Annotated in this window: 2 protein-coding genes; both read right to left on the bottom strand. The window is 51.8% G+C overall.

The window, feature by feature from the left end; genetic code table 11:
* Positions 1–8,123, bottom strand: an 8,123-nt coding sequence (gene srfAB / locus AC1DN5_RS18900) for a surfactin non-ribosomal peptide synthetase SrfAB (RefSeq protein ID WP_476961523.1), incomplete at its 3' end; no start/stop codon positions are given.
* Between the two features lie 21 nt (positions 8,124–8,144).
* Positions 8,145–10,167, bottom strand: a 2,023-nt coding sequence (locus AC1DN5_RS18895; RefSeq protein WP_476982778.1) for a condensation domain-containing protein, incomplete at its 5' end; no start/stop codon positions are given.

Below are 10,167 nucleotides of genomic sequence, written 5' to 3'. Positions count from 1 at the left end.
ACCATGACACCCTTCGGCTGTCCGGTCGTTCCTGACGTGTAAATCATATAAGCGAGATGATCCGCCATTGTTTCCGTCTGCGGGTTCGCTTCATCGTTTTCATCAAGCGGCAGGCTCAGAATGGAGCGGCTGCCGTCAAGCAGGATCGTGTCTCCTTTGTAGCTTTCCGGCACGTCGAGCGCTTCCTGCGTGAGAAGCAGCTTGGCCCCGCTGTCCTGCAGAATGTAGCTGATCCGCTCTTTCGGGTAATCCGGGTCAATCGGCACAAATGCCGCGCCCGCTTTCAGGACGCCGAGTACGCCCGCGGCCATTTCCAAGGACGGTTTCGTCAAAATGCCGACACGTTCGTCAGCCGTAACGCCGCAGTCCATGAGAATGCGCGCGATCCGGTTCGCCCTTGCGTTCAGCTCGCCGTACGTCCATTTCGCGCCGTTATATGCCACAGCCGGACGGTTCGCGTGGCGGGCGGCCGTTTCTTCAAAGAGACGGTGAACCGTTTTGTCCCGCGGCACGGAAATTGTTTTTCCTTTCCAAGCGTCAAGAAGGGCTTGTTTTTCAGCATCGCTGATCAGGGAAATCTCAGGCAGCTTTCTGTCCGGGTTTTCTGCCGCTTGCTTCAGAATACGCAGGAACCCGGCGCTCCACTTTTCAATTGTTTCTTTTTTAAACAGATCAGTCGCATATTCAAGCTGAAGACCGAGGCCTTCTTGATCCGTAAAGCCGCCGAGTGTCAGATCGAATTTCGCCGTGCCTTGGTTCGACTCATACGGAGTGATGCGCAGGTTCTCCAGTTCCAGTGTTTCTTTATCCGGATCTTCTGTCGTCACCATGACTTGGAACAATGGATTTCGGCTCATATCTCTCGGCAGGTCAAGCTTTCCGATCAGATCTTCAAACGGATAATCTTGATGCGCCAGCGCGTCGAGATTGGTTTGTTTTACCTGTTCGAGCAGCCCGGCGAAGGTCTGCTCTTTGCTCGTTTCATTGCGAAGCGCAAGCGTATTGACAAACATCCCCGGCATTTCCTGAACTTCGGCGCTCGTTCTTCCGGCAGTCACCGAGCCGATAATGATATCGCGCTGCCCCGTGATTTTGCTCAAAAAGACATGGAACGCGGCGTGAAGCACCATATGAAGAGTCGCTCCCGATTGCTCCATTAATTCACGCACCGCTTTTTCCGTTTCACGCCCCGCTCTGAAGCGGACGGACTGTCCTTTAAAGCTTTGAACCGGAGGACGCGGAAAATCGGTCGGCAGGTTCAGTTCAGGAAGCTCACCAGAGAACTCGGAGAGCCAATATTGCTCATGCTCTTTCATCCGTTCGGCCTGCTCGGGTTCATTCTGCCAGACGGCGAAGTCTTTATAATGCAGGCTCGGCGCCGGCAGACTTCCGCCTTTGTAAAGATGAGCGAGCTCTTTGACCAGCATGCTTCTGGACACGCCGTCGGCAATAATATGATGCATATCCAGCAGCAGGAGGTGTTTCCGTTCATTCAGTCTGACAAGAGCGGCCCGAATGAGCGGAGCCGCACTCAAATCAAACGGCTTAATGAATGCCCGAATGATAAGATCGGCTTTCTCTTCATCCGCTGCTTCAAAGATGTGAAGTTCGATGTCAGCCTGTTCTGTGATCCGCTGCATCGGCAGGCCATTTTGATCGATAAAGGACGTCCGCAAAGATTCGTGACGATTGATCATCTGATTGAGCGCTTCCTGAAGCCTTGAAATATCGACTTCTCCCTCCATCAGAAGAACGGACGGCATATTGTAGCTGATTGTGTCCCGGTCAAGCTGGTTCAGGACGTACATCCGTTTTTGGGCGGATGATAAAGGGTACGCGTCAGCGCTGTCTGCCGGTGAGATCATCCGATATTTCTCAGATACCGCTGAATTCTCGATATATGCGGCAAGCTGACGGACCGTCGGCTGTTCGAACAGCGCTTTTAACGGAACCGTTTTGTCCAGTTCAGCCTGGATATTGGCAAGGAGCATCATGCCTTTTAAAGAGTGCCCGCCGTAATCAAAGAAATTATCGTCGATGCCGAGCGTATCCGCACCGAGAGTCTTTTGCCAAATGCGGCACAGCTTCTCTTCCAGCTCCGTTTCCGGCAAGGCTGAAGCCGTTTGCGCCGTCTGGCTTGCGCCCGGTTTCGGAAGGGCGTTTTTATCTGTTTTTCCGTTGGCTGTAAGCGGAATGCGGTCTACTTGCACGAAATAGGCCGGAAGCATATGAGACGGCAGTGTTTCGGAAAGCTGTTTGCGAAGCTCAGAGCCTTTCAGCTCGCTGTCGGCTTTATAGTACGCGCACAGTTCCGGCAGTCCGCCTTCGCTGACTGCGAGAACGACCGCCTCCTGAATGCCGTTTACGCTTAACAGCACGGTTTCAACCTCTTTTAATTCGATACGGTAGCCCCGGATTTTCACCTGATCATCGGCGCGGCCGATAAATTCAATCGTCCCGTCAGAAAGCCTTCGGACGACATCTCCTGTTTTGTACATGAGGCTGTCCGGTGAAAAAGGATTTGAGAGAAATTTCTCCGCCGTCAGCTGCGGACGGTGAAGATATCCTCTTGCAAGCCCCTTCCCGGTAATATAAAGCTCGCCGCTTGCGCCCGGAGGAACGAGCTGCATTGATCCGTCCAGCACAAGGGCGCCGGTATTTGCGATCGGGCGGCCGATGACGGGACGCTGCTCATATTGATCAAGCCGTTCCATATTGATCCGTCCGGCAATGGCGCCGATCGTCGTTTCTGTCGGCCCGTAGTGATTGATGAAGTCAGTATGGGCGTATACGTCATGAAACTTGCGGACATCGGACGTGATGATTTTTTCACCGCCGAGCACCACTAAACGAAGCGGGCTGAAACGGCGTTCTGCCGTAAAACGGGCAGTATTGACGATCATATGGAACAATGACGGCGTCAGTTTCATATACGTAATGCCGTTTTTCTGTATATATTCACCAAGCTGGTCAGGCGAAGTGTACGTCTCTTTCGGCACAATGTGCAGCTCGCCGCCCGCCTGAAGAATCGGGAATATGGCCGTATATCCGAGATCAAATGCGTAAGAAGACAGCAGCACGGATTTGTCAGCTTCGGTCAAACCGGCTTCACGGCTGAACCACGTGACATAATTGACTAGATTGCGGTGCTCCAGCTGGACGCCTTTCGGTTTGCCCGTTGTTCCCGAGGTATAAATGATATATGCAAGCTGGTCGGCGTCAGGATTCGTTTCGAGCCGATCGGCGCTTTCGTTCCGCCATTCTCCGCCTTCCATTACGACCGTTTTTCCTTTATAAACGGCGGCAGCGGTCATGTTTCTCTCATTGACGACCAGAAGCTTCGTTCCGCTGTCTTCAAGAGAATAGCGGATTCTCTCTTCAGGAGTCTCCGGATCAATCGGGAGAAATGCCGCTCCGGCTTTCATGACGCCGAGAATCGCGGTAATCAAGTCGGCCGAACGATCCATCATAATAGCCACGATGTCCTCACTGCCCGCTCCGCACGCCTGAAGATGGCGCGCAAACCGGTTCGACTGTTCATCAAGTTCCCGGTATGTCAGACTTGTTCCGCCTGCAACCGCCGTGAGATCAGGCGTTTTTTGCGCTTGCCGTTCAAACAGTGAAACAAAAGTGCCCTCAGGGAGATCCGCTTCCGTACGTTTTTCATCAGAGAGGAGCGCTTCCCGCTCAGGTTCAGATAACAGGCTTGCTTCGGCCAGCTGAATATCCGGATTTTCAGCGCAGGCTTTAATCAGATTGACAAAATGAGCGCTCCAGCGGCGGATGGTTTCGTCCGCAAATAAGGCTTTCGCGTAATCAAAGCTCAATCCGACCTCTTCTCCGCGCTCAGCCGCTTCTAAGGAAAGATCAAATTTAGCGACATGATGATGCATGGAGTAAGAAGAAATCTCCAAATCTCCGAGCCGCAGAGACGGGATCTCCATGTTCTGCATATTAAATAACACGCTGAACAGCGGACTCCGGCTTGTGTCCCTCGTTAACGGCAGTTTTTCAATTAATTCTTCAAGCGGATAGCTTTGATGCTCGAAAGCTTGAAGACTCGCCGTTTTCACTTCGTCCAGGAATTGCTTGAACGTTTTTTTGCCGGCAGGATGCGACCGAAGCGCGACTGTGTTGACAAACATGCCCGGCACCTCTTGGAGATCAGGATGCTGTCTTCCGGCTGCCGGAGATCCGACTATGATGTCTTCCTGCCCTGAATATTTGGACAGCAGCACTTGAAAAGCGGCTAACAAGAACATGTACATCGTCGTATCCGTATCAGCCAGCAATGTCTTAATCTGCGCCGTCACCTGTTTATCAAGCCCGAAGATGACGCGTTCCCCTTCAAAACTGCGCTCGGCAGGACGCGGGAAATCAAGCGGCAGATCCAACACCGGCAGATCGCCTTTGAACGTTTCGAGCCAGTAGGCCTCGTGCTGATCCAGATTTGCTTTTTCACGCTGCCAGACTGAAAAATCCTTATAATGAATCTTTGGCAGCGCAAGCTCCGTGCCTTGATAAAGTTTCGCCAGATCACCGATGAAAATGCCCATAGAGCTTCCGTCCGTAATAATGTGATGCATGTCAATCAACAGAAGATGACGGTCAGCTTCAAGCCGGATCAGCTTCGAACGGACGAGCGGCGCACGGTTGAGCGCAAAGGGTCTGATAAAGGCTTTTGTCAGCTCTTCCGCATCTTCTTCCCGGCCCTCAGCGGTTTCCAGCTGAAAGCTCACATTTTCATGAATGGTCTGCACGACTTCTCCATCCGCCATGTCAAACGATGTACGCAGTGTCTCATGACGGTTGATTAATGCCTGCATGGCCTCTTCAAGACGGTTTTTGTCTACTGATCCTTCCAGCAGAAGTACAGCAGGGACGTTGTAGCTCGTGCTGGCCTGTCCGAGCTGATTAAGGATATACATCCTGCGCTGTGCTGAGGAAACAGGATAATGCTTCTGATGAGGTGCTTGCCGGATCGGTTCAAACTGCTGCTCCTCCTCACTCTCATGCTCCAAATAATGCGCAAGCTCCTGAATGGTCGGCTTTTCAAATAACACTTTGATCGGCACTTCTTTTTGAAAGTGCTCCTGAATTTTAGCGGTCATCATCATGGCTTTTAAAGAATGTCCGCCAATCGTGAAGAAATTGTCAGTCACACCCGCTTTTACCCCGAGAATACCTTCCCAAATGTCCGCGAGTTTCTGCTCCGCTTCCGTTTTCGGCGCTTCGTATTCTTTTTGAACGGCTTCAGTCTGCGGTTCAGGCAGCGCCTTTTTATCAATTTTTCCGTTCGCCGTCAGCGGAAACTGACTCATCTGTATGAAGTGCGCAGGAATCATGTATTCAGGAAGTGATTCCGAAAGTGTTTTGCGCAGGTCTTCCGGTGAAAGGTCCCGGTCTGCGGTAAAGTAAGCGCAGATTTCATTTTCATCCGCTTTATTTTTCCGGATCACAGCTGCAGATTCCGTCACATTCTGCACCTGGCTGATTTTCGCCTCGATTTCGCCGAGCTCGATTCTGAAACCGCGAACCTTTACTTGATTGTCAATTCTGCCGAGAAACTCGATCGTGCCGTCCGGAAGCCACTTCGCCAAGTCCCCCGTCCGGTATATCATTTCATCCGGTCTGAACGGATCGCGGACAAATTGCTTCTCCGTTAGTTCAGGCAGATTCACATAGCCCCTTGCCACTCCGCTTCCGCCGACGCACAGCTCACCGGGAGCGCCGATCGGCTGGAGGTTGCGGTTTTCGTCCATAATGTACGCAGTGGAATTTCCGATCGGCTTCCCGATCGGGACCGAGCCGTCGTAGTCCTGATCAATGAGAAAACTCGTCGAAAACGTCGTATTCTCCGTCGGGCCGTAGCCGTTCCAAAGAGACAGCTCCGGTGATGCCTTTCTCACTTTGCTGACAATATGCGGCACAAGCGCATCACCGCCGATGATAAGGTGCCGGAGCGTGTTAAACATGCCGGCATCCTTTTGGGCAAGCTGATTAAACAGCGGAGACGTCAGCCACATAGTCGTGATCCGATGCTCTTTCAGAAATTGGGCGAATTGTCCGGCGTCAAGCAGTGTCTCTTTTTTAACAGGATAAAGCGCAGCTCCGTTCAGCAATGCACCGAAGACTTCGAAGGTTCCGGCATCAAAGCTGACGGCTCCCGTTTGCGCCATGCGGTCTTCTTCATGAACCGGCACATAATTCGAATGTTTGACGAGCCTGATGATATTTCTGTGTTCAATCATGACGCCTTTCGGTTTGCCGGTCGATCCGGATGTATACATAATATACGCCAAGTCGTTTCCGCTGGCAGGGAGACTCAAGTTTGTTCCGCTTACCGTTTCATCCGCGCTTTCATCCAGCATGATGACCGGGACTTGCAATGCGCCCGCTTGCTCCAGATAGTCCTGAACTGTCAGCACGATCTGAATCGAACTGTCTTCCGCCATAAAGCGGAGACGGTCCTCCGGAAAAGCAGGATCAATCGGCACATATGCGCCGCCTGCTTTTAGGACGGCAAGCATGCCGATAACGGTTTCCGCAGACCGGTCGTTCATAATAGCGGCGGTCCGGCCTTTTTCCAGCCCGTTCTTCACAAGATATCTCGCCAGGCGATTGGCCGCTTCGTTCACTTCACGGTACGTCCATTCGCGCCCCTCTTCTTTTATCGCGATGCTTGCGGGCGTCCGGTTTGCCTGTGCTTCAAACAAACGGTGAACGGCCTCCTCTTCCGGAAGCGCCGTTTTCGTATCATTGAATACGTCAACAATCTGCCGCTCTTCTTCGCCTGAAACAAGGCCGAGATCCCGCACGGGCGCGTCAGGCGTTCCGACCGCCGCTTTCATCATGCGGGTCAGATGGTGCGCCGTTCGTTCGATGGCATCATGAGCAAAAGCCGCTCCGTTGTATTTGATTTTGACAGTCCACGTTTTTCCCGGATACACGATGAGATTGAAATCAAAGCTCGTCTGCTCAAAAGCATGTTCAACTTTAATGGAAAAGCCGAGTCTTTCCTCCATGCCCCCGTTTTCCAGCTCTTTGTCCAGCGGATAGTTTTCAAAGGCGACCAAATGATTCAAAAGGCTGCCGTCCAGAGCAGAGCGCTTTTGAATGTCATAGAGCGGCACATAATCATAGCGCTCGGCTTCCACGGCGTTTTTCTGAACTGCCGTCATCACGTCAGAAAAGGTTGCTTCTTTGTCAATCTTGATTCTGACAGGGATCGTATTGATGAACAGCCCGGCCATTGTTTCTATGCCGTTGATTTCTGAAGGACGGCCTGATACGACAGTGCCGAACACCACATCGTCTGTATAGTTGTATTTGCTGAGCACTGCGCCCCACACCGCTTGAAACAGGTTAGGCCCCGTGACTTGATGCCGGTTGGCGGTCTGCTGAATCTGCGAAACCAGCTCTTCATCCCAGACAAAAGAATATTCTTCATTTTGATAGTCTTTCTTTTCCGCTGCCAGACGGCCCGGGAGCAGGCTTGGCTGTTCGAAATCCGCTAAGCGGCTGCTCCAATATTGTTCCGCCTCATCATAATCCCGGCCTCCGAGCCATTTGATATAGTCAGAGTAAGGTTTGCCCTGGCTTCCTCCGGCGGGCCGGCCGGCACGAAGCGCTTCATAGTTTTGAAACAGGCTTTTCATCAAAACGCCCATACTCCAGCCGTCCATGACGATATGATGATTGCTCCAGACGAGATAAAGCTCCTTCTCACTGAGTCTGAATACCGCCGCTTTAAAAAGAATATCCTTCGCCAGATGAAAGCCCTGCTGCTGCACGTCGCGTTTATAGCGTTCAATATATTCGGTTTGACGAGCTTCATCTAATTGACTGATATCTTCATAGTGCACTTTCGTCTTCCGTTCGGCCAATACGACTTGGCGCGGTTTTTGAAGCTGCTGGTGCACGAATACCGTTCGCAGGATGTCATATGTCCGGATCAGCTCATTGACGCTTTTTTCAAAAAGCTCGAGCTGAAAACTTCCGTGAATCCTAAGCTCTAATTGTGTGAAGTAGGAGGAAGAATGCGGATCAAGCAGCGCATGATACAGCATTCCCTCCTGCATCGGTGTGAGTGCATACACCTTTTGAATCGATTTTTTGCTCATATGTCACCTCTGTCTTTTCTGTTAGAGAATTTCCATTAATTTATCAAGTTCATCAAGCGTCAGATCATCATCACCAAGATCACTAGGCGTAAGTTCAGGACCGTCTTGAGCCAGGCAATGATCTATGATTTTCAGGAGGTGCCCTTTAAAGCTGTCACTGAACGATTGAATGGTTTTTTCATGAAATTCGAGAGAATGATAGGCAAACGTCATCGTCATCTGCCCATTTTCTATAAATCCGACAATATCAAGCGCATTCGGCTTCTCTGTGTCCGGGCTCAGCGATTGTCCCGACGGCATATCGGATCTTGTAAATAAGCCGGAATCCGACATCTCATTAAACTGGCCTAAGTAGTTAAAGCTGATATCCGGATCAATCTCAAACGAAAGATTCTCTTTATGCTCAGGCGCCGTTACATAACGCAGAATGCCGTAGCCGACTCCTTTGTTCGGGATATGCCTGATGTCTTCTTTCATTTGTTTCAGCTGATATGAAAGGTCGTCGGCGTGTTTCATCTCAAGGATCATCGGATACATGCTCGTAAACCATCCGACCGTTCGGGTGATATTCAAGCCGTCAAGAATGTCTTCACGTCCGTGGCCTTCCAAATGAACGCCGATCGTGTCTTCACCCGTCCACTCCTTGAGCGCCAGTCCGAGCGCCGTCAGCAGAATATCATTCATTTCCGTGTGGTAGGCTTCATGGACGTTTGTCGTCAGCTGTTCAGTTTGTTCAGCCGTCAGAGAGAAGCTGACCGTTCTTGTATGTCTCATGCGCTGATCCCCAGACTGCCTGTCTTTCGGGAGCTGAGTGCACACTTCTTTCTCCTCAAGCTCTTTCCAGTAATCAACTTCTTTCAGAAACGCCTTCGTATTTGCGTATTCTTTGATTCTCTCGGCAAATTCGGCGAATGAATGTGTTTTCGGCGGCAGCGCCGGGTCATTGCCTTGCTTGAGCTGTGTATAAACGGAGGTGAAGTCCTCCAGTAAAATCCGCCAAGATACACCGTCTACGACTAAGTGATGGATCGCAAGGAGAAGGTGGTCTCCGTCTTCCGCCCGGAAGAGCCCGGCCTTCAGCAGAGGTCCCGCTTCCAGTGAAATACTGCTTTGAAGACGGTCTGCTTCCCGTTCGATACGGTCTTCATGATCTTCGCTGAGTCCGTTCAGCTCAAAGACGTTCAGTTCAACAGACGCCTCCTCAATCCCTCTGTAATACGGCTTTTGCTCACGGTAAACCATCCGCAACGCATCATGGTGTTCGATTAATGCTCGCAGGGTTCTTTCCGCCAGAACCGGATCAAAGCCGTCTTTTGCGTGAAGCATGACGGATTGGTTCCAGTGGTGTTTGTCCGTAAAGTTTTTCTCAAAGAACCAGCGCTGGATCGGTGTTAATTCCGCTTCGCCTTCGACAGGTCCCTGGTCGGCCTGCTTACCTTCCGTCCGCTCCACGTAAGAGACGAGCTCTTCGATGGTCGGGTGCTGGAAGAGGTCTTTCATCTCCAGCTTGTAGCCGTGCTGGTTCAGGCGGCTCGCCATTTGAATGCCTTTGATCGAGTCGCCGCCGAGCGTGAAGAAATTATCGCTTATGCCGATCTGGTCCAGTCCGAGCACTTCCTGCCAAATGTCAGAAAGCAGCGTCTCCATCTCTGTTTCCGGCGCTTTGTATGCGGCGCTTCCCGCTTCAATGTCCGGCGCCGGCAGGGCTTTTTTGTCAATCTTGCCGTTTGCGGTGACCGGAAGCTCGTCCATTTCCACCCAGAACGCAGGGACCATGTAGTCCGGAAGCGTGTCTTTCAGCGCGGCTTTGAGCGCTTCGATATCGTCCTGCTGAGGTGCGACATAGGCGCAAAGCGCGGTATTGCCCGCTTTGTCTTCCACCGCCGTCACCGCCGCGTCATGAACGTCTGCAAGCTGCGCGAGGCGGACTTCGATTTCTGAAAGCTCGATCCGGTAGCCGCGCACTTTGACCTGCTGGTCGATGCGGCCGATGTATTCGATGCCGCACTGCGCGTTCCATTTGACGAGGTCGCCGGTCCGGTAC

The sequence above is a fragment of the Bacillus sp. 01N42_2 genome, assembly GCF_056399565.1.
Note: the sequence above shows the minus strand (reverse complement) of the source record. Positions and strands in the feature narration are given on the sequence as shown.